General features: G+C 67.3%; 21 protein-coding genes. 11 read left to right on the top strand and 10 right to left on the bottom strand.

From position 1 onward, the window contains the following. The first annotated feature begins 272 nt into the window (after positions 1-272). From coxB to AAFN46_RS12935, 4 genes are read left to right on the top strand one after another with little or no spacing between them, the layout of a single operon-like run. Positions 273-1,400 carry a cytochrome c oxidase subunit II gene (gene coxB, locus AAFN46_RS12920; protein ID WP_347809103.1) on the top strand — a complete coding sequence of 376 codons (1,128 nt, stop codon included), beginning with the start codon at positions 273-275 and terminating at the stop codon, positions 1,398-1,400. Position 1,401: 1 nt separating this feature from the next. After that, positions 1,402-3,003 (top strand): cytochrome c oxidase subunit I, encoded by a 1,602-nt coding sequence (gene ctaD / locus AAFN46_RS12925; RefSeq protein WP_347809104.1) that lies wholly within the window; start codon positions 1,402-1,404, stop codon positions 3,001-3,003. A 10-nt stretch (positions 3,004-3,013) separates the two neighbouring features. Beyond that, on the top strand, positions 3,014-3,592 hold the full coding sequence (locus AAFN46_RS12930; protein WP_347809105.1) for a cytochrome c oxidase assembly protein: 579 nt from the start codon (positions 3,014-3,016) through the stop codon (positions 3,590-3,592). A gap of 12 nt (positions 3,593-3,604) precedes the next feature. Continuing rightward, the gene (locus tag AAFN46_RS12935) at positions 3,605-4,492 is read left to right on the top strand and encodes a cytochrome c oxidase subunit 3 (RefSeq protein ID WP_347809106.1); all 888 of its coding nucleotides are present in this window, start codon (positions 3,605-3,607) and stop codon (positions 4,490-4,492) included. 65 nt (positions 4,493-4,557) lie between these two features. Here the strand turns inward: AAFN46_RS12935 and AAFN46_RS12940 are convergent, their stop codons facing one another. Further along, entirely contained in the window at positions 4,558-4,761 is a 204-nt protein-coding gene (locus AAFN46_RS12940; RefSeq protein WP_347809107.1) for a twin transmembrane helix small protein, read from the bottom strand. 76 nt (positions 4,762-4,837) lie between these two features. Here AAFN46_RS12940 and AAFN46_RS12945 point away from each other — a divergent pair, with 76 nt between their 5' ends. The 5 genes from AAFN46_RS12945 to AAFN46_RS12965 are packed head-to-tail and all read left to right on the top strand — an operon-like array spanning position 4,838 to position 8,816. After that, on the top strand, positions 4,838-5,593 hold the full coding sequence (locus AAFN46_RS12945; protein ID WP_347809108.1) for an SURF1 family protein: 756 nt from the start codon (positions 4,838-4,840) through the stop codon (positions 5,591-5,593). Then, positions 5,568-6,143 carry a hypothetical protein gene (locus AAFN46_RS12950; RefSeq protein WP_347809109.1) on the top strand — a complete coding sequence of 192 codons (576 nt, stop codon included), beginning with the start codon at positions 5,568-5,570 and terminating at the stop codon, positions 6,141-6,143. Before AAFN46_RS12945 ends, AAFN46_RS12950 begins: the two co-directional genes overlap by 26 nt. Before the next feature lie 38 nt (positions 6,144-6,181). Beyond that, complete coding sequence (locus AAFN46_RS12955; protein ID WP_347809110.1) at positions 6,182-7,237, top strand: COX15/CtaA family protein; 1,056 nt, start codon at positions 6,182-6,184, stop codon at positions 7,235-7,237. Between the two features lie 16 nt (positions 7,238-7,253). Beyond that, positions 7,254-8,153, top strand: coding sequence for a heme o synthase (cyoE, locus tag AAFN46_RS12960; protein WP_347809111.1), 900 nt, complete (start codon positions 7,254-7,256; stop codon positions 8,151-8,153). A 27-nt stretch (positions 8,154-8,180) separates the two neighbouring features. Next, a complete protein-coding gene (locus AAFN46_RS12965; protein ID WP_347809112.1) occupies positions 8,181-8,816 on the top strand; it encodes an SCO family protein in 636 nt (211 codons plus the stop codon). A 400-nt stretch (positions 8,817-9,216) separates the two neighbouring features. Here the strand turns inward: AAFN46_RS12965 and AAFN46_RS12970 are convergent, their stop codons facing one another. The 7 genes from AAFN46_RS12970 to AAFN46_RS13000 form a co-directional block, all read right to left on the bottom strand. After that, positions 9,217-9,996 (bottom strand): MetQ/NlpA family ABC transporter substrate-binding protein, encoded by a 780-nt coding sequence (locus AAFN46_RS12970; protein ID WP_347809113.1) that lies wholly within the window; start codon positions 9,994-9,996, stop codon positions 9,217-9,219. A gap of 66 nt (positions 9,997-10,062) precedes the next feature. Further along, a complete protein-coding gene (locus AAFN46_RS12975) occupies positions 10,063-10,743 on the bottom strand; it encodes a methionine ABC transporter permease (RefSeq protein WP_347809114.1) in 681 nt (226 codons plus the stop codon). After that, positions 10,740-11,747, bottom strand: a complete 1,008-nt coding sequence (locus AAFN46_RS12980) for a methionine ABC transporter ATP-binding protein (protein WP_347809115.1) — start codon at positions 11,745-11,747, stop codon at positions 10,740-10,742. The genes AAFN46_RS12975 and AAFN46_RS12980 overlap by 4 nt, the downstream gene beginning before the upstream one ends. 205 nt (positions 11,748-11,952) lie before the next feature. After that, positions 11,953-12,945, bottom strand: coding sequence for a hypothetical protein (locus AAFN46_RS12985; RefSeq protein ID WP_347809116.1), 993 nt, complete (start codon positions 12,943-12,945; stop codon positions 11,953-11,955). Between the two features lie 53 nt (positions 12,946-12,998). After that, on the bottom strand, positions 12,999-13,787 hold the full coding sequence (gene znuB / locus AAFN46_RS12990) for a zinc ABC transporter permease subunit ZnuB (RefSeq protein ID WP_347809117.1): 789 nt from the start codon (positions 13,785-13,787) through the stop codon (positions 12,999-13,001). Position 13,788: 1 nt separating this feature from the next. Next, complete coding sequence (znuC, locus tag AAFN46_RS12995; RefSeq protein ID WP_347809118.1) at positions 13,789-14,580, bottom strand: zinc ABC transporter ATP-binding protein ZnuC; 792 nt, start codon at positions 14,578-14,580, stop codon at positions 13,789-13,791. Continuing rightward, entirely contained in the window at positions 14,577-15,077 is a 501-nt protein-coding gene (locus AAFN46_RS13000) for a Fur family transcriptional regulator (RefSeq protein ID WP_347809119.1), read from the bottom strand. The genes znuC and AAFN46_RS13000 overlap by 4 nt, the downstream gene beginning before the upstream one ends. 62 nt (positions 15,078-15,139) lie before the next feature. Here AAFN46_RS13000 and AAFN46_RS13005 point away from each other — a divergent pair, with 62 nt between their 5' ends. Further along, positions 15,140-16,057: a zinc ABC transporter substrate-binding protein gene (locus tag AAFN46_RS13005; RefSeq protein WP_347809120.1), complete on the top strand. Its 918-nt coding sequence runs from the start codon at positions 15,140-15,142 to the stop codon at positions 16,055-16,057. 99 nt (positions 16,058-16,156) lie between these two features. Here the strand turns inward: AAFN46_RS13005 and AAFN46_RS13010 are convergent, their stop codons facing one another. Both AAFN46_RS13010 and AAFN46_RS13015 read right to left on the bottom strand, forming a co-directional pair. Further along, complete coding sequence (locus AAFN46_RS13010) at positions 16,157-17,107, bottom strand: homoserine kinase (protein ID WP_347809121.1); 951 nt, start codon at positions 17,105-17,107, stop codon at positions 16,157-16,159. Between the two features lie 6 nt (positions 17,108-17,113). Continuing rightward, positions 17,114-17,398, bottom strand: coding sequence for a DUF2782 domain-containing protein (locus AAFN46_RS13015; protein WP_347809122.1), 285 nt, complete (start codon positions 17,396-17,398; stop codon positions 17,114-17,116). A gap of 74 nt (positions 17,399-17,472) precedes the next feature. On the opposite strand from AAFN46_RS13015, the gene polA reads away from it, so the two are divergent. Then, the gene (gene polA, locus AAFN46_RS13020; protein ID WP_347809123.1) at positions 17,473-20,268 is read left to right on the top strand and encodes a DNA polymerase I; all 2,796 of its coding nucleotides are present in this window, start codon (positions 17,473-17,475) and stop codon (positions 20,266-20,268) included. Positions 20,269-20,485: the final 217 nt, after the last annotated feature.

The raw sequence follows: 20,485 nt of genomic DNA on the forward strand, positions 1-20,485 counted from the left end.
CGTGCCAGGCATAAAAGGCGTCGCAATCCCCGGTGCAGGCCCCGCCGAGTCTGAGTCGGATCATTCCATCGGATTCCGGCGCTATTTTTCTGACTGCGTTGTGCACCACGCTTCCCTGTCTATACTCGAAGCGCAAGGCGTTACCTGATGGAACCGGACGGGCAGTGGCACGGAAAGGTTTCGACAGCGGTAGCCAGCAGTATCGGCAAGGTCGATCCCTTAAGCCGCGGGCCCAGCCGGCGGGATAAAAAGAACAACGAGGGGAACCCGCAATGATGCGACATCCACGCGTCTGGATGGGCCTGTTGCTGTGGCTTGCGTTCGGCTCGGCACATGCCGCCTGGACTGTGAACATGGCTCCCGGCGCCACCGAGGTCAGCCGCACCGTCTTCGATTTGCACATGATCATCTTCTGGATCTGCGTCGTGATCGGCGTGGTGGTGTTCGGCGTGATGTTCTGGTCCATGCTGATCCATCGCCGCTCCACCGGCCAGCAGCCGGCGCATTTCCACGAGAGCACCACGGTGGAGATTCTCTGGACCGTGGTGCCCTTCGTCATCCTGGTCGCCATGGCCGTTCCGGCCACCAAGACCCTGATCGACCTCTACGACACTTCCGAGTCGGAGCTGGACATCCAGGTCACCGGCTACCAATGGAAATGGCACTACAAGTACCTGGGCCAGGACGTCGAGTACTTCAGCAACCTGGCCACGCCCGCCAGCCAGATCCATAACCAGGACGCCAAGGGTGAGCACTACCTGCTGGAGGTGGACGAGCCGCTGGTGGTGCCGGTGGGTACCAAGGTGCGTTTCCTCATCACCGCCGCCGACGTGATCCACTCCTGGTGGGTGCCGGCCCTGGCGGTGAAGAAGGACGCCATCCCCGGCTTCATCAACGAGTCCTGGACGCGCATCGAGGAGCCCGGCATCTACCGTGGCCAGTGCACCGAGCTGTGTGGCAAGGATCACGGCTTCATGCCGGTGGTGGTGGAGGCCAAGAGCAAGGAGGACTTCGCCGAGTGGCTGGCCGCGCGCAAGGAAGAGGCGGCAAAACTCAAGGAGCTGACCAGCAAGGAGTGGACCCAGGAGGAACTGGTCGAGCGTGGCAACAAGGTCTATCAGACCAACTGCGCTTCCTGCCACCAGGCCGAGGGCCAAGGCTTGCCGCCGATGTTCCCGGCACTCAAGGGCTCGAAGATCGCCACCGGGCCCAAACAGGGCCATCTCGACATCGTCTTCCACGGCAAGCCCGGCACCGCCATGGCCGCCTTCGGCAAGCAGCTGTCGGAAGTGGATATCGCCGCCGTCATCACCTACGAGCGCAATGCCTGGGGTAACGCCATGAACGACATGGTCACCCCGAAAGAGGTGTTGGAGCTCAAGCAGGCCGAGGAGAAGTGACATGGGTGCAGTGATCGACTCTCACAAAGAGCATGGTCATGCCGGCCATGACCATCACCACGGCCCGGCCAAGGGCCTGATGCGTTGGGTGCTGACCACCAACCACAAGGACATCGGCACCATGTACCTGTGGTTCAGCTTCGCCATGTTCCTGCTCGGCGGGTCCATGGCCATGGTGATCCGCGCCGAGCTGTTCCAGCCGGGCCTGCAGATCGTGCAGCCGGAGTTCTTCAACCAGATGACCACCATGCACGGCCTGATCATGGTGTTCGGCGCCGTGATGCCGGCCTTCGTCGGCCTGGCCAACTGGATGATCCCGCTGATGGTGGGCGCGCCGGACATGGCCCTGCCGCGGATGAACAACTTCAGCTTCTGGCTGCTGCCGGCGGCCTTCCTGCTGCTGGTCTCGACCCTGTTCAGCGAGGGTGGCGGGCCGAACTTCGGCTGGACCTTCTACGCGCCGCTGTCGACCACCTACGCGCCGGAGTCGGTGACCTTCTTCATCTTCGCCGTGCACCTGATGGGCATCAGTTCGATCATGGGCGCGATCAACGTGATCGCCACCATCCTCAACCTGCGCGCACCGGGCATGACTCTGATGAAGATGCCGCTGTTCGTCTGGACCTGGCTGATCACCGCCTTCCTGCTGATCGCGGTGATGCCGGTGCTGGCCGGCTGCGTGACCATGATGCTGATGGACGTGCACTTCGGCACCAGCTTCTTCAATGCCGCCGGTGGCGGCGATCCGGTGCTGTTCCAGCACGTGTTCTGGTTCTTCGGCCACCCCGAGGTGTACATCATGATCCTGCCGGCCTTCGGCGCCGTCAGCGCGATCATCCCGGCCTTCGCGCGCAAGCCGCTGTTCGGCTACACCTCGATGGTCTACGCCACCGCCTCGATCGCCTTCCTGTCGTTCATCGTCTGGGCCCACCATATGTTCACCGTGGGGATACCTCTCACGGGCGAGCTGTTCTTCATGTACGCCACCATGCTGATCGCCGTGCCCACCGGGGTGAAGGTGTTCAACTGGGTGACCACCATGTGGCAGGGTTCGATGACCTTCGAGGCACCGATGCTGTTCGCCGTGGCCTTCGTCATCCTGTTCACCATCGGTGGCCTCTCCGGGCTGATGCTGGCCATCGCCCCGGCGGACTTCCAGTACCACGACACCTACTTCGTGGTGGCGCACTTCCACTATGTGCTGGTGCCCGGGGCGATCTTCGGCATCTTCGCCTCGGCCTACTACTGGCTGCCCAAGTGGACCGGCCACATGTACGACGAGACCCTGGCCAAGCTGCACTTCTGGCTGAGCTTCATCGGCATGAACATGGCCTTCTTCCCCATGCACTTCGTCGGCCTGGCCGGCATGCCGCGGCGTATTCCGGACTACAACCTGCAGTTCGCCGACTTCAACATGATCTCGTCGATCGGCGCCTTCACCTTCGGCGCAACCCAGTTCCTGTTCCTGTTCATCGTCATCAAGTGCATCCGTGGCGGCAAGCCGGCCGCGGCCAAGCCTTGGGACGGCGCCGAGGGGCTGGAGTGGACGGTGCCCTCGCCGGCGCCCTACCACACCTTCACCACTCCGCCGGAAGTGAAGTAGGGGCTGGGCCATGAGCGAAAGCCTGAGCACCGGACGTCTGGTCACCCGCCTGCTGGTGGTGGTGGCCTGCATGTTCGCCTTCGGCTTCGCCCTGGTGCCGATCTACGACGTGATGTGCCAGGCCTTCGGCATCAACGGCAAGACCGCCGGGGCCTACCAGGGCGAGCAGGCCGTGGACGAGGCGCGCCGGGTGCGCGTGCAGTTCCTCGCCACCAATGCCGCCGACATGGTCTGGGAGTTCCGCCCGCTCGCTGACGAACTGAGCGTGGCGCCGGGGGCGAGCAACCAGATGCTGTTTGTCGCCCACAACCCGACGAATCGGCCGATGACCGCCCAGGCCATTCCCAGCGTGGCGCCGTCCAAGGCCGCGGCCTTCTTCCACAAGACCGAGTGCTTCTGTTTCACCCAGCAGGTGCTGCAACCCGGCGAGCGTATCGAGATGCCGGTGCGTTTCATCGTCGACAAGGACTTACCCAAGGACGTGAAGCACCTGACCCTGGCCTACACCCTGTTCGATATCACTGCGCGCAAGCCACCCGTCGCGCAGGCGACTCTTGCCCAGACAGCCCCTCAGCGGGCGGCTCCATAAGGAGAACAACAAATGTCGAGTCACGAGAACTACTACGTCCCGGCCCAGAGCAAGTGGCCGATCATCGCCACCCTCGGCATGCTGACCTCGGTGTATGGGGTCGGCACCTGGTTCAACGACCTCAAGGCCGAACGCGCCGAATCCAACGGCCCGCTGATCTTCTTCGTCGGCGGCCTGATCCTCGCCTACATGCTGTTCGGCTGGTTCGGCAACGTGATCAGGGAGAGCCGCGGCGGCCTGTACAGCCCGCAGATGGACCGCTCGTTCCGCTGGGGCATGAGCTGGTTCATCTTCTCCGAGGTGATGTTCTTCGCCGCCTTCTTCGGCGCCCTGTTCTATGTGCGCACCTTCGCCGGTCCCTGGCTCGGTGGCGAGGGCGACAAGGGCGTGGCCAACATGCTCTGGCCGAACTTCGACTTCACCTGGCCCTTGCTCAGCAACCCCGACCCCAAGCTGTTCCCCGGGCCCACGGACATCATTTCGCCCTGGGAGCTGCCGCTGCTCAACACCATACTGCTGGTGTCCTCCAGCTTCACCGTGACCTTCGCCCACCACGCGCTCAAGCACAACAAGCGCAAGCCGCTGAAGATCTGGCTGGCGCTGACCGTGCTGCTCGGCGTCACCTTCCTGTTCTTCCAGGCCGAGGAGTACATCCACGCCTACAACGAGCTGGGTCTGACTCTGGGCTCGGGCATCTACGGCGCCACCTTCTTCATGCTCACCGGCTTCCACGGCGCCCACGTGACGCTCGGCGCGCTGATCCTGACGATCATGCTGATCCGCATCCTGCGCGGGCACTTCGACGGTGATCACCACTTCGGCTTCGAGGCGGCCAGCTGGTACTGGCACTTCGTCGACGTTGTGTGGATAGGCCTGTTTATCTTCGTCTATGTGCTGTGAGGCAGCGGTGAGCCGCAAGCCTCAAGCCGCAAGAGAAAACAGTGCGGACCGCTTGCGTTTTGTCGTTACCAGGTGACATGAGAAACCAGCTGGCCGCTGTAGAAGCCCCAGGCGATCAACGCCAGGGTGACGGCGGCCAGGATCACGCGGACGGTCAGGGCGTTGACCAGCCGCGAGCCGCGGCCCTCGTCCTTGACCAGGAAGAACAGGCCGCTGAACAGGCTGGCCAGGGTGGCCAGCAGCAGGAGGATGATCGCGGCCTTGAGCATGCGTGACTCCGGGGGATGGGGGGATGGTGTGCAGTATCAGTATAGCCAGCCGCATCCGCGTCTCGGGCGTAGGGCCATGAGCGGCTTTCGTCCGGGCTGGTTGCCCAGCATCGCGGTGGCTCTGCTGTTGCCGCTGTTGCTCGGTCTGGGCCTGTGGCAGCTGGCCCGTGCCGAGGAGAAGCGTGCGCTGCTGGAAGGCTTCGCCGCCCGCGAGCAGGCCGCGCCCATGAGCGTGACCGAACTGGAACGGCATGCTGATCTCGCCCACCTGCGCATCCGCCTGAGTGGCCAGTTCGATGAGCGCCACAGCCTGTTGCTGGACAACCGCCAGCGTGACGGCCGGGTCGGCGTCGAGTTGCTGCAACCCTTCTACGATCAGGCCTCCGGCCTCTGGCTGCTGGTCAACCGCGGCTGGCTGCCCTGGCCGGACCGGCGCACGCCGCCGCAATTCACCACCCCGGAACAGCCGCTGGAACTGGTGGCGCGGGTCCATGTGCCGCTCGGCGAGGCCTTCCAGCTGGGTGCCGACCCGGCCGGCGGCGACTGGCCACGGCTGATCACGGCGGTGCAGCCGGAGCGCCTGTGGCGCCAGCTCGGCCGCGGCGGCATGGCCTACGAGGTACGCCTCGAACCCGGCCCCGCCGCCTACCGGGCCGAATGGCCGGTGGTGGCCATGGGCCCGGAGAAGCACAACGGCTACGCCGTGCAGTGGTTCGCCCTGGCTGCCGCCCTGCTCGGCCTCTACCTCTATCTCGGCATCCACAACTCAAGACAATTCGCGCGGGAGAATCAGCATGAGCCCAGCCATGAATCCGGCCCTTTCCACTCCTGAGGCGCCGCGGCCCCGCGGGCGCTGGCAGCTGATCCTGCTGCTGCTGGTGGCCATCGGCCCGATGATCCTCGCCACCGCCATGTACCAGTGGCGTTTCTGGGTGCCGGACGGGCGCAATTACCACGGCAGCCTGATCGGCGATGGCAGCCAGCTGGCCGACATCGGCGTGCAGGGCGCCGAGCAGGAGCGTTGGCAACTGCTGGTCACCAGCGCCGGCGACTGCGCGGCGGACTGCCGCCAGCTGGTCTATGCCGCCCGGCAGATCCATATCGGCCTGAATCGCGACGCTTCCCGCGCGGCCCATGGCCTGGCCCTGAGCCGGCCGCTGGCGGGCGACTACGACGAACAGCTCAGGCGCGAGTACCCGCAGCTCGGCCGTTACGGCCTGGATGAGCTGGCTTACCGGAGGCAGGTCCCGGTGACCGAGGGCGCGCAGCTATGGATAGTCGACCCGCACGGCAACCTGGTGCTGCGCTATGACGCCAAGGCTAGGGGCAAGGACATCCTCAATGACCTGCGCCTGCTGCTGAAACTCTCGCAGATCGGCTAGCCCCCAAACGGCCAGCACAACAACAAGAGAGGCCCCGGATGAGTGAACGCAAGACCCTGCCCGGTTACCGCCTGGCCCTGTTCGCCACCGCCCTGGCGGTAGTGGTGGTGCTGCTCGGCGCCTACACCCGGCTCACCCATGCCGGCCTCGGCTGTCCGGACTGGCCGGGCTGCTACGGTTTTATCGGTGTGCCGCAGAGCGAGGCGCAGCTGGCCCATGCCGAGGCCAACTTCCCCCATGCCCCGGTGGAAGCGGAGAAAGGCTGGAACGAGATGGTCCACCGCTATTTCGCCGGCACTCTCGGTCTGATCATTCTCGGCCTGGCCGTGCAGGCCCTGCGTCGTCGCGGCGCCGGCGGCCAGCCGCTGAAGCTGCCGCTGCTGCTGCTCGGCGTGGTCATCGCCCAGGCCGCCTTCGGCATGTGGACCGTGACCCTCAAGCTCTGGCCGCAGGTGGTCACCGCCCACCTGCTGGGCGGCTTCACCACCTTGGCGCTGCTGTTCCTGCTCAGCCTGCGCCTGTCCGGCGCATTGCCGGTATTGCCCGGCTTGCCCCTGCGCTTGCGCCTGCTGGCCGGCATGGCGCTGGTCCTGGCGGTGTGCCAGATCGCCCTGGGCGGCTGGGTCAGCTCCAATTACGCGGCGGTCGCCTGCGTCGACCTGCCGACCTGTCATGGCCAGTGGTGGCCGGCGATGGACTTCGCCAACGGCTTTCATCTGACTCAGCATATCGGCCCGAATTACCTCGGTGGGCAGCTCGACAGCGACGCGCGCACCGCCATCCATATGACCCACAGGCTGGGTGCCGTGGTGCTCGCCCTGGTCCTGCTGCTGCTGGCCTGGCGCCTGCGCGCGGCCGGCCTCGGTCGCCTGGCCGGGCTGCTGCTGCTGGCGCTGGCCGTGCAGATCGGCCTGGGGGTGAGCAACGTGCTGTTGCACCTGCCGCTGGTCGTGGCGGTGGCGCACAACGGCGGCGGCGCGACCCTGCTGCTGGTGCTGGTCCTGATCAACTATCGCCTGCGTCGTGCCGCGAGCCTTGCTCGCATGGCGCAGACCGCGACCGCCGCCGGTGCCCTGGCGGCGGTCGGTAAATAAGTAGAGGAGAAACGCCATGGCTACAGCGCTGCGAGCCCACTCCGAATCCGCCAGCTGGCGTGACTACCTGGAGCTGACCAAACCCCGGGTGGTACTGCTGATGCTGATCACCTCGCTGGTCGGCATGTTCCTCGCCACCCGCGCCGGGGTGCCCTGGACCGTGCTGCTGTTCGGCAACCTCGGCATCGGCCTGTGCGCCGGCGCGGCGGCGGCGGTCAACCACGTGGTCGACCGGCGCATCGACTCGATCATGGCGCGTACCCACAAGCGCCCGGTCACCGCCGGGCGCGTCTCGGTGCCGGCGGCGTTGGGCTTCGCCCTGCTCTTGGCGGTGGCCGGCCAGGCCCTGCTGCTGGCCTTCACCAATGAGCTGACCGCCTGGCTGACCCTGGCCTCGCTGCTCGGCTACGCGGTGCTCTACACCGGCTTCCTCAAGCGCGCCACGCCGCAGAACATCGTGATCGGCGGCCTGGCCGGCGCCGCCCCGCCGCTGCTCGGCTGGGTCGCCGCCGCCGGGCATCTGAGCGCCGAGCCGCTGCTGCTGGTGCTGATCATCTTCGCCTGGACCCCGCCGCACTTCTGGGCCCTGGCCATCCATCGCAAGGAGGAGTACGCCAAGGCCGATATTCCCATGCTGCCGGTCACCCACGGCGAGCACTACACCAAGGTGCACATCCTGCTGTACACCGCCGCGATGCTGGCGGTGACCCTGCTGCCCTACGCCATCCACATGAGCGGGCCGCTCTATCTCGCGGCGGCGCTGCTGCTCGGCGGGCGCTTCATGTTCTGGGCCTGGGTACTGTACCGTGACAGCCGGCCGCACGCCGCGATCAACACCTTCAAGTACAGTATCTGGTACCTGTTCCTGCTGTTCATCGCCCTGCTGGCCGATCACTACCTGCTGCTCAACCTGTAGCGCCCGCCCCTATCCAAGAGAGATTGCATGAGCCGTACGCAGAAAACCGTCATCGTCCTCGCCGCCTTCGTCGCCCTGGTGCTCGGCCTCACCGTCAACAAGGTGCTCAACAGCAAGGGCGACGGCACCGACAAGGTGGCGCTGCTCGACGCCGGCATCGTCCTGCTGCCGCAGAGCCGCAGCCTGCCGGCGCTGTCGCTGACCAATCAGGACGGCCAGGCGGTGGCCGTGGATGGCCTCAAGGACAAGTGGAGCCTGCTGTTCTTCGGCTACACCTTCTGCCCGGACATCTGCCCGGCCACCCTGGCCCAGTTGCGCCAGCTGCTGGGCATGCTGCCGGACGAAGCCAAGCATCGGCTGCGCGTGGTACTGGTGACGGTCGACCCGCACCGTGACTCACCGGAGCAGCTGAAGAAGTACCTGGGCTTCTTCGACCCCGCTTTCCAGGGCCTGACCGGTGCCCAGGCCGACATCCAGAAGCTGGCCAATGGCGTCAGCATTCCCTTCATCCCGGCCGACACCAGCCAGGAGAACTACACCGTCGACCACAGCGGCAACCTGGTGATCATCGGTCCGGACGGCACCCAGCGTGGCTTCATCCGCGCGCCACTGAACAACGACAAGCTGGCTGCCCAGCTGCCGAGCCTGCTCGTTCTGCAATAGCGCTCGTAGGGCGGACAGGCCTGCGGCGTTGTCCACCCTACACGCTGAAACGAAAAAGCCCGCATTGAGCGTAATGCTGTTCACTTAGCGACATCACGGCCATGGCCGGACTTTTTTTGGTTCAGGTCTGCGGCTGTTGTTCTCCCTCTCCCCCTGGGAGAGGGCTGGGCGGGCCGCGGGCGGATGAGGGAGGCAACGAGTAGGCGATTGTCCCTCACCCCCCAGCCCCTCTCCCGGCGGGAGAGGGGAGCGCGCGACATCCAGGCCATGGTATTGCGCAGTGTCCTTCGCTGCTGGCCAAGCCAGAAAAACGCCGCGACTCTGTAAAGAAGTCGCGGCGTTTTCTTAAGTGAACAGCATACGCATTGAGCGGGTTCTTCGACCCATCGCTGCGCGGCGCTCAGAACGCCGGCACCACGGCGCCCTGGTACTTGTCGACGATGAACTGCTTCACCTCGGCGCCGTGCAGCGCCTGGGCCAGCTTCTGCAGGTCGGCGTCGTCCTTCTTCTCGCTGGCGGTCACCAGGATATTGACGTAGGGCGAGTCGGAGCCCTCGATCGCCAGGGCGTCCTGGGTCGGGTTGAGGCCGGCTTCCAGGGCGTAGTTGGTGTTGATCAGCGCCAGGTCGACCTGCGGCAGTACGCGCGGCAGGGTGGCCGCCTCCAGTTCACGCACCTTGATGTTCTTCGGGTTCTCGGCGATGTCGCGGACTGTGGCGGTGATGCCGGCGCCTTCCTTGAGCTTGATCAGGCCGGTGCTCTGCAGCAGCAGCAGGGCGCGGCCGCCGTTGGTGGCGTCGTTGGGGATCACCACCTGGGCGCCCTCGCTCAGCTCGTCCAGGCTCTTGACCTTGCTGGAGTAGGCGCCGAAGGGCTCGACGTGCACCCCGGCGATGCTCACCAGGGCGGTGCCGCGCGAGGCATTGAACTCGTCCAGGTAGGGCTGGTGCTGGAAGAAGTTGGCGTCCAGGCGGCCCTCGGCCACCTGCACGTTGGGCTGCACGTAGTCGGTGAAGACCTTGATCTTCAGCTCGACGCCCTGCTTGGCCAGGGCCGGCTTGACGAATTCGAGGATCTCCGCGTGCGGCACGGCGGTAGCGGCGACGCTGATTTCGCCGGCCTGGGCGGCGGTGGTGGTGAGGGCCAGGGAGGCGGCCAGGGCGGTCAGCAGATTCTTCATGGGGGCTCCTTGTGGGAAGGTGATGCGGGGCCCCGTGGATAACGGGCCCCGCGCTTCTAGCGGGATTTACTTGCGGGAAAAATGCACGACCAGACGATCGCCGACCATCTGCAGCACCTGCACCAGGACCAGCAGGAGGATCACGGTGACGGCCATCACGTCCGGCTGGTAGCGCTGGTAGCCGTAGCGCACGGCCAGGTCACCGAGGCCGCCGCCGCCGATCAGGCCGCTCATGGCGGTGTAGGACACCAGGGTGATGGCGGTCACCGTGGCGGCGGCGATCAGGCCCGGCAGGGCTTCCGGCAGCAGGGCGCGGAAGATGATCTGCAGCGTGCTGGCGCCCATCGCCTGGGTGGCTTCGATGATGCCGCGGTCGACTTCGCGCAGGGCGGTTTCCACCAGGCGGGCGAAGAACGGCGTGGCGCCGACCACCAGCGGCGGGATGGCGCCGGCCACGCCCAGCGAGGTGCCGGTGATCAGCACGGTCAGCGGGATCATCAGGATCAGCAGGATCACGAACGGCACCGAGCGCAGCACGTTGACCAGCAGCGACAGCACGGCATACAGCGCGCGCTGCTCGAACATCTGCCGCGGGCCGGTGAGAAATAGCAGCACGCCCAGGGGAAGACCCAGGAGTACGGTAAATAGCGTGGCGCCACCGAGCATATTGAGAGTGTCGAGGCTGGCGTAGCCGATCTCCTGCCAGTCGACGTTGGGCAGCCAGGTGGCGAGCAGGGAATCGATCATCGCAGCACCTCCAGATGCACGTCGGCGGCGGCGAACTGCGCCAGCGCGGCAGTGAAGTCGCCGCCGGTGATGGCCAGGGTCAGCTGGCCGTAGGGGGTGTCCTTGATGCGGTCGATGCGCCCGGCGAGGATGCTGTAGTCCACGCCGGTGGAGCGGGCCACGGTGCCCAGCAGCGGGGCGTAGGTGGCCTCGCCCTGGAAGGTCAGGCGCAGGATGCGCCCGCTGACATGGGCGAAGTCGTCGCGCTGCTCGTTCTCGTCGACATGCTCGTCTTCCTGGACGAAGCGCCTGCTGGTCGGGTGCTGCGGATGCAGGAACACCTGGGCCACCGGGCCCTGTTCGACTATCGAGCCGCCATCCATCACCGCCACCTGGTCGCAGACTCGGCGGATCACGTCCATCTCGTGGGTGATCAGCACTATGGTCAGGCCCAGCTCGCGGTTGATCTCGGCCAGCAGCTGCAGGACCTGCGCGGTGGTCTGCGGGTCGAGGGCGCTGGTGGCCTCGTCGCACAGCAGGATCTTCGGGTTGGTCGACAACGCGCGAGCGATGCCGACGCGCTGTTTCTGCCCGCCGGACAGCTGCGCCGGGTACTTGTTGGCGTGCTCGCTGAGGCCGACCCGGGCCAGCAGTTCCGCAACGCGCCGGGCGATCTCGGCGCGGCTCAGCTCGCCGGCCAGCTCCAGCGGCATGGCCACGTTGGCGGTCACGGTCTTGGACGACAGCAGGTTGAAGTGCTGGAAGATCATGCCGACCTGGCGGCGGAAGCGGCGCAGGCCGTCGGCGTCGAGGGCGGTGACGTCTTCGCCGTCGACCTCGATACGGCCGCCGCTGGGCTCTTCCAGGCGGTTGATCAGGCGCAGCAAGGTGCTCTTGCCGGCGCCGGAGTGGCCGATCAGGCCGAACACCTGGCCGCGCTCGATGCGCAGGCTGGTGGCGCGCAGGGCCGGCACTTCGCGGCCGGCGACCCGGTAGGATTTGTTGACGTGGTGGAACTCGATCACTGCGCGAACCTTGTGGGTACGGGGGAGTAACGGTCGCGATCCGGTCGGGGCGACGACTCCAGCTAGCCTAGGCGGTTGGCCGAAAGCCGCGCATTTTAACGACTTTGTTTATGCGCTCTTAGTCTTTCTTGGTCTGAATTACTTTCATAAGGGCATAAAAAGCAAACGGCCGCCCGAGGGCGGCCGTCGTGCCAGAGGCGGGGCCTCAGCTGTTGCTCTGCGGGCTGAGCACCAGGCGCGGCTGCTGGTCCGGTTTGAGCACCGGGGAGAACTGCGGGGCGAAGCCCGGGTCCAGCTTCTTGATCCGCGCCGAGAGCAGGGCGGCGACGTAGGGGTAGTCCTTGGCCTCGCGCACTTCCAGGCGCACGGCGCAGTCGAAGGCGACCACGTCGGCGGCCACCTGGTCGAGCAGCAGGCGCAGGCTGTCGCGGTCGTCGGCGTCGAGCATCGGCATGGGCACGCTGCTGCTGGCGGCGGCCGGGTCGATCAGGCGCGCGCGCGGGGCGGCGGCCACGGCGGGCTTGGGCGTCTCGACCTTGGCCACGGGTGCTGCAGCCGGCAGCGGCTTGGCCGGAGCGGCCACGGCTTGCTGCGCGGCTTCGCGCTCGGCGGCGGCCTGCTGTTCGGCCAACTGCTGCTGGCGGGCACGCTCGGCCTCCTTGCGCGCGATGCTCGCCTCGGCTTCGCGCAGGCGCCGCTCGACGTCCTCGCGGCGCTCCTCCTGGCTCTGCGCCTGGTCGGCCGCCATGGGCTTGGCCGCGACCTGCTGCGTGGGCTTGGGCTTGGCCGGTGCGGGCGTCGGCTGGGCGGAGGCCGTGGCCGGGGCGGCCTGGTCCAGGCTGCTGCGGTACTGCTGCCTGAATGCCGGCGAGGTGGCGGCCAGATGGCGCTCGCCCTGGCCCAGGGTGGCCACGGCGGCGCTCCTGTCGCCGGCGCTCAGCTGCTGGCGGCCGCGTTGCAGATAGGCGCTGGCCAGCTCGCGTTGGTACTGGCCGATGCGCACGTCGCTCTTGTCGATGTTCTGGCGGATGCTTTCCAGCTTGGCTTCTGCGGCCTGCAGGTCGCCGTGCATGATCTGCGCCGAGACCTGGTTGAAGCTTTTGACCTGCTCGTCGACTGTCCAGTATTCGGCCTGAGCCGCACTCGCCAGCAGTCCCAAGGCGAGTCCGGCGAGATGGCGGCCCGTATTGATGTTCATTTTGTGACCTGTCGGTTCTGTATCGTTTTGGTTTGGGCAAAAAACGCCCAATCCTAGCGGGCCCGACGGGGCAGAGCAAAGCCTATGAGGAAAATCGACGCGGCGGTCACCACGATGGACGGCCCGGCCGGGGTGTCCTGGTACCAGGACAGGGCCAGGCCGCCGCACACGGCGAGCATGCCCAGCAGGCTGGCGCCGGTGGCCATCTGCTCCGGGGTGCGCGCGTGGCGCTGGGCGGCGGCGGCGGGGATGATCAGCAGCGAGGTGATCAGCAGCACGCCGACTATCTTCATCGCCACGGCGATGACCACGGCGATCAGCAGCATCAGCGCCAGGCGCAGGCCGGCCACCGGCAGGCCCTCGACCCGCGCCAGTTCCTCGTGCACGGTGATCGCCAGCAGGCGGCGCCACAGCGGCAGCAGCAGGATCATGACCAGGGCGCAGCCGCCCAGTATCCAGGCCAGGTCGCTGGCGCTCACCGCCAGCAGATCGCCGAACAGGTAGCCCATCAGGTCGATGCGCACCTCGTCCATAAAGCTCAGGACGACGAGCCCCAACGACAGGGTGGTCGGTGCCAGGATGCCCAGCAGGGTGTCCGAGGCCAGTGGCTGGCGCTGCTGCAGGGTTACCAGCAGCACGGCCAGCAGCAGGCAGCCGGCGGTCACCGCCAGGGTCGGGCTGAGGTCGAGCAGAAAGCCCAGGGCCACGCCGAGCAGGGCGGCATGCGACAGGGTGTCGCCGAAGTAGGCCATGCGCCGCCACACCACGAAGGAGCCGAGCGGGCCGGCCACCAGGGCCAGGGCCAGGCCGGCGAGCAGGGCGTTGAGCAGGAAGTCTGGCATATCAGTGCTTACAGTCCGGGCCGTGGACATGGACCGGGCCGTGGATGCGCAGGCCCGGCTCGGCGACCACCTCGCCATGCAGGTCGTGGCTGTGATCGTGATGGTGGTGATAGATCGCCAGGCTGCGCGCGTCCTGGCCGAACAGCTCGATGAAGGCCGGGTCGTTGCTGACCTGCTCCGGGTGCCCCGAGCAGCACACATGGCGATTCAGGCAGATCACCTGATCGGTGGCGCTCATCACCAGGTGCAGGTCGTGGGACACCATCAGCACGCCGCAGCCGTGGCGGTCGCGCAGCCGGGTGATCAGGCGGTACAGCTCGGCCTGGCCGGCCACGTCGACGCCCTGCACCGGCTCGTCGAGCACCAGCAGCTCGGGCTCGCGCAGCAGGGCGCGGGCCAGCAGCACGCGCTGCAACTCGCCGCCGGAGATGCTCTGCAGCGGGCTGTCGAGTACCTGTTCGGCGCCCACCTCCGCCAGCGCGGCCAGCGCGGCGGCGCGGTCCACGCCCGGCACCAGGCGCAGGAAACGCAGCACCGAGAGTGGCAGGGTCGCATCGACGTGCAGCTTCTGCGGCATGTAGCCGATGCGCAGGCGCGGCTTGCGCCGCACGCTGCCGCTGTCCGGCTTGAGCAGGCCGAGCACGGTGCGCACCAGGGTGGTCTTGCCGGCGCCGTTGGGGCCGATCAGGGTGACGATCTCGCCGGGGCGCAGGACCAGTCGTACCCGTTGCAGCACCGGTTGGCCGGCGAAGGCCAGGCTGACGTCATCCAGCTGGATCAGCGTCTCGCTCATGCCGATCTCCTGCAGCCGGCGCACAGGCCGACCACTTCCACCGTCTGGCTCTCCACGGCGAAGCCCACCTCGCCGGCACCGGCGACTATGGCCTGGCTGATGGCCGGCAGCTCCAGTTCGATGGCCGCGTGGCAGGCCCGGCAGATCAGGAACTGGCCCTGGTGCAGCTGGCCCGGATGGACGCAGCCGATAAAGGCGTTGAGCGAGGCGATGCGGTGCACCAGGCCGTTGTCCAGGAGGAAGTCCAGCGCCCGGTACACGGTCGGCGGCGCGGCGCGGCGGCCGTCCTCCTCGCTCAGCACGGCGAGTATGTCGTAGGCGCCGAGTGGCTTGTGGCTGGCCCAGACCAGCTCCAGCACGCGCTTGCGCAGTGCGGTCAGGCGCGTGCCCTGGCGGGCGCAGAGCTGCTCGGCCTCGGCCAGGGCCTCGGCCACGCAGCGCGAGTGGTCGTGCGGCAGGCAGGCCAGCGGGGTGTTGCCGGGCAGGGGCTTGAACATGACGAGGACGTCCGGGTGAAGAGACGTTATTCTATTACTCTTTACCCGCCGAGTGTTGTTCCGTGTCGCGCCAGCTTGCCCTCCTGTTGCTCAGCCTCCTGCCCCTGGCCGCCCAGGCCGAAGTCCGCGTACTGACCAGCATCAAGCCGCTGCAGCTGATCGCCGCCGCCGTGCAGGGCGAGCTCGGCCGGCCGGAAGTGCTGCTGCCCCCCGGCGCCTCGCCGCACCACTTCGCCCTGCGCCCTTCCGATGTGCGCCGGGTGCAGAGCGCCGACCTGCTGTACTGGATAGGCCCGGACATGGAGACTTTCCTGCCGCGCCTGCTCGAGGGCCGCGATCAGCCGAGCGTCGCCGTGCAGGCCCTGCCCGGCCTGACCCTGCGCCACTTCGGCGAGGAACAAGGCGGCGAGCACGAACACGAGGATGAACACGAGCGGCACGCCGACGAGCATGACCACGACCACCGCCCCGGCAGCCTGGATGCCCACCTCTGGCTGCTGCCGGCCAATGCCCGGGCGATAGCGGCGCGGATGGCCGCCGACCTGGCCGCCGCCGACCCGGCCAATGCCGCGCGTTACCAGGCCAATCTGGCCGCCTTCGAGCGGCGCCTGAACGGCCTCGATGCCGAGTTGAAATCGCGCCTGGCGCCGCTGGCCGGCAAGCCGTTCTTCGTTTTCCACCAGGCCTTCGACTACTTCGAGAGCGCCTATGGCCTGCAGCATGTCGGGGTGTTCGTCGCCGCCAGCGAAGTGCAGCCGGGCGCCCGCCAGGTCGCCGCGATGCGCGAGCGCCTGAAGGCCGCCGGCCCGGCCTGCGTGTTCAGCGAACCGCCGCTGCGCCCGCGCCTGGCCGAGACCCTGGCCGCCGGCCTGCCGGTCAGGCTGGCCGAGCTGGATGCCCTGGGCGCCGAGGCGCTGAGCTATGAGCAGCTGCTGGGCAACCTGGCCGAAGAGCTGGCCGGCTGCCTGGAAAGCCTGTAGCCGTAGGCTGGCGTAGAGCGCAGCGAAACCCAGCATGGACGCGGCGCTGGGTTTCTGCGCTGCGCGCCTCTACCCAGCCTACGGGGCACATTAGCCGGCCTACAGCGCCAGCGGCAGCTCCAGGCCGACCTGCTGGCGCTGCGCCAGGCGTCGCTGGAACTCGCCGGGGTCCTTGACCAGCACGTCGCGGCCCTGGAAGCGTCGTGCGGCGATCAGCCTCGACAGCCAGAAGCGCAGGCAGGCGACGCGCAGCATGGCCGGCCACAGCTCGGCCTCGGCGCGGCTGAACGGGCGTAGCGCGGCATAGGCGCCGAGCAGGGCCTGGGCGCGCGGCAGGTCGAGGCGCTGGTCGGCCAGCGAGCACCAGTCGTTGAGGGTGATCGCCAGGTCGTAGAGCATCGGCCCCGAGCAGGCGTTGTAGAAGTCGATCACCCCGGTCAGGTGATTGCCGTCGAACAGCGCGTTGTCGAGGAACAGGTCGGCGTGTAGGTTGGCCCGCGGCAGGGCGAGGATGCGCGCCTTCAGTTCGGCCACTTCCTGCAGGCTGTCGCGCAGCAGCGGCAGCTGCTCGTCGTGTAGCTCCAGGGCCAGCACCGGGCCCTCCTCCAGCATCCAGTCGAGGCCGCGATCGCTGCGCCTTTCCAGAATGTCGCCTCTGGTGGCCAGATGCAGGCGCGCCAGCCAGGCGCCGATCTCCGCGCAGTGATGGGCGTTGGGCTGGCTGACATGCTTGCCGGCCAGGCGCGGCTGCAGCAGCGCCGGCTTCTCGGCCAGCTCGCGCAGCACCTCGCCGCCACGGGTGGCGACGCCGTAGGGCACCGGCAGGCCGGCCTGGTGCAGGCGCTCCAGCAGTTCGACGAAGAACGGCATGTCGCCGCGCGGGCCGCGCTCGACCAGGGTCAGGACGAACTCGCCGCCCTCCAGGCTGACGAAGAAGTTGCTGTTCTCGCTACCGGCGGCGATGCCCTGGAAGTCCTTCAGGCGGCCGAGCCCGTAGGGTTCGAGGAAGACTTCCAGCTCATGGCGTTCCAGGGGGGTGAAGACGGACATGGGCGCTTACCAGCTGAAGATTTCCCAGGCCGGGATCAGCATGTCCGGCTGGTCGGAGCGGATGAAGTTGCCCTCGCTGCCGTCGGCGCGCACCAGGAAGTAGGGCTTGCCGTTCTTCGGCGTGACCTTGATGGCATAGAGGAAGCCGTTCTGCCGGTACTCGGTGATGGTCTTGTCGCCATCCTGGCGGATGGTCACATCCGGATCGCCGGTGACCTCGTCCGCGGCCAGGGCGAACACGGGGCTGGCGGCCAGCAGGGCGGCCAGAGTCAGGCGGGTGAGCAGGCGCATGGTAACCTTGTCCCTTTCTTCAGGTTGGTGCGTTCATTCTAGCGTTCGCACTCGGCAAAAGGTTGATCTTGCGCATGTCCAACGCCCCTCTCGTTCTGGTCGACGGTTCTTCCTACCTCTACCGCGCCTTCCACGCCCTGCCGCCGCTGGCCAACTCCAAGGGCCAGCAGACCGGCGCGGTCAAGGGCGTGCTGAACATGCTCAAGAGCCTGCGCAAGCAGTATCCGGACAGCCCCTTCGCCGTGGTGTTCGACGCCAAGGGCGGCACCTTCCGCGACGCCATGTTCGCCGAGTACAAGGCCAACCGCCCGCCGATGCCCGAGGAGCTGCGCGGCCAGGTCGAGCCGCTGCACGCCGCCGTGCGCGCCCTCGGCTACCCGCTGCTGTGCGTCGAGGGCGTGGAGGCCGACGACGTGATCGGCACCCTGGCCCGGCAGACCGCCGCGCTCGGGCGCGATGTGGTGATCTCCACCGGCGACAAGGACATGGCGCAGCTGGTCTGCCCCCACGTCACCCTGGTCAACACCATGACCGGCAGCGTCTACGACATCGAGGGCGTGCGCGAGAAGTTCGGCGTCGGCCCCGAGCTGATCATCGACTACCTGGCCCTGATGGGCGACAAGGTCGACAACATCCCCGGCGTGCCGGGCGTCGGCGAGAAGACCGCGCTGGGCCTGCTGGTCGGCGTCGGCGGTGGCCTCGACGTGCTCTACGCCAGCCTGGACAAGGTGCCGGAGCTGCCGATCCGCGGCGCCAAGACCCTGCCGGCCAAGCTGGCCGAGCACAAGGACATGGCCTTCCTCTCCTACCAGCTGGCGACCATCAAGACCGATGTCGAGCTGGAGGTGGGCGTCGACGACCTCTACCCCGGCGAGGCGGACCGTGCCGCGCTGGTCGCTCTCTACACCGAACTGGAGTTCAAGGGCTGGCTCGATGAGCTGCAGCGCCAGCAGCCGAAGACACGCCCTGCCACTGTGCCGGCGCCCACGGGCGGGCTGTTCGATCGGCCCGCGCCGGCTGAGAAAGAACCAGCCCCAGAGGCACCGGCGGCCGAGTCGCGCTATGAAACCGTGCTGGAACAGGCGCGCTTCGATGCCTGGCTGGACAAGCTGCGGGCCGCCGAGCTGATCGCCTTCGACACCGAGACCACCAGCCTCGACCCGCAGCAGGCCGAGGTGGTCGGCGTGTCCTTCGCCGTGAGCGCCGGCGAGGCCGCCTATGTGCCTCTGGCCCATTCCTATATGGGCGTGCCGGCGCAGCTGGATCGTGACGCCGTGCTCGCAGCGTTCAAGCCAATCCTGGAGGACCCGGCCAAGGCCAAGGTCGGCCAGCACGGCAAGTACGACATGAACGTGCTGGCCCACGCCAGCACGCCGATCGCCTTGCAGGGCCTGGCCTTCGACACCATGCTCGAATCCTATGTGCTCGATTCGACGGCGACCCGCCACGACATGGACAGCCTGGCCATGAAGTACCTCGACCACAGCACCATCCGCTTCGAGGACATCGCCGGCAAGGGCGCCAAGCAGCTGACCTTCGACCAGATCGCCATCGAGCAGGCCGGCCCCTACGCCGCCGAGGACGCCGACGTGACCCTGCGCCTGCATCAGGTCCTGTGGGCCAGGCTGGAAGCCACGCCCTCGCTGGCCAAGGTGCTGCGCGAGATCGAGATGCCGCTGGTGCCGGTGCTGGCGCGCATCGAGCGCAACGGCGCGCTGGTCGACGCCAAGCTGCTCGGCCAGCACAGCGTCGAGCTGGGCGAGCGCCTGGTGGCCCTGGAGCGTCAGGCCTTCGAACTGGCCGGCCAGGAGTTCAATCTCGGCTCGCCCAAGCAGCTCGGCGCCATCCTCTACGACAAGCTCGGCCTGCCGGTGCTGAGCAAGACCGCCACCGGCCAGCCGTCCACCGCCGAGGCGGTGCTGGCCGAACTGGCCGAGCAGGACCACGCCCTGCCCAAGCTGCTGATGGAGTACCGCTCCCTGAGCAAGCTGAAGAGCACCTACACCGACCGGTTGCCGGAGCAGATCAACCCGCGCACCGGGCGCATCCACACCAGCTACCACCAGGCGGTGGCGGCCACCGGGCGGCTGTCCTCGACCGACCCCAACCTGCAGAACATCCCGATCCGCACGGCGGAAGGACGGCGTATTCGCCAGGCCTTCGTCGCCCCCAGGGGCTACAAGCTGCTGGCGGCCGACTACTCGCAGATCGAGCTGCGCATCATGGCCCACCTGGCCAAGGACGAGGGCCTGCTGGACGCCTTCCGCCACGACCGCGACGTGCACCGGGCGACGGCGGCAGAGGTGTTCGGCGTGACGCTGGAGCAGGTGACCAGCGATCAGCGGCGCAGTGCCAAGGCGATCAACTTCGGCCTGATCTACGGCATGAGCGCCTTCGGCCTGGCCAAGCAGCTCGGCTGCGACCGCAAGCAGGCGCAGGCCTATATCGACACCTACTTCGCCCGCTACCCCGGCGTGCTGGCCTATATGGAACGCACCCGCGAGCAGGCCAGCCAGCAGGGTTTCGTCGAGACCCTGTTCGGTCGCCGCCTGTACCTGCCGGATATCCATGCGAAGAACCCGGCGCTGCGCAAGGGCGCCGAACGCACCGCGATCAACGCGCCGATGCAGGGCACCGCGGCGGACATCATGAAGCGCGCGATGATCGCCGTGGACGCCTGGCTGCCGCAGTCCGGGCTGGACGTGAAAGTCATACTGCAGGTGCACGACGAGCTGGTGCTGGAGGTGCGCGAGGATCAGGTCGAGGCGCTCAAGGCCGGCCTGCTGCCGTTGATGAGTGGCGCCGCCGAGCTGGACGTGCCACTGCTGGTCGAGGCGGGCGTGGGCGACAACTGGGACGAGGCGCACTGAGGTGTCTCTGTCATATATGAAAAATCAGAAATTATCCTGATTCATATGGCGATGAGTTCTAAAAAGGCGCTGAACTAATCGACAGGGAGGCCGGTCAGAGATCGTGAATGGCAATGAGGCCCTTCGATGCTCCTAGCTGTGTTTAGTGTTGGCAGATCTCTGAACCCCGCCCTAGCGGTTCAGAATTGAACCCCGGTCTTCTCCCTCCCCATACGAA

The sequence above is a fragment of the Pseudomonas sp. CAU 1711 genome, assembly GCF_039888625.1.
Taxonomy (GTDB): domain Bacteria; phylum Pseudomonadota; class Gammaproteobacteria; order Pseudomonadales; family Pseudomonadaceae; genus Aquipseudomonas.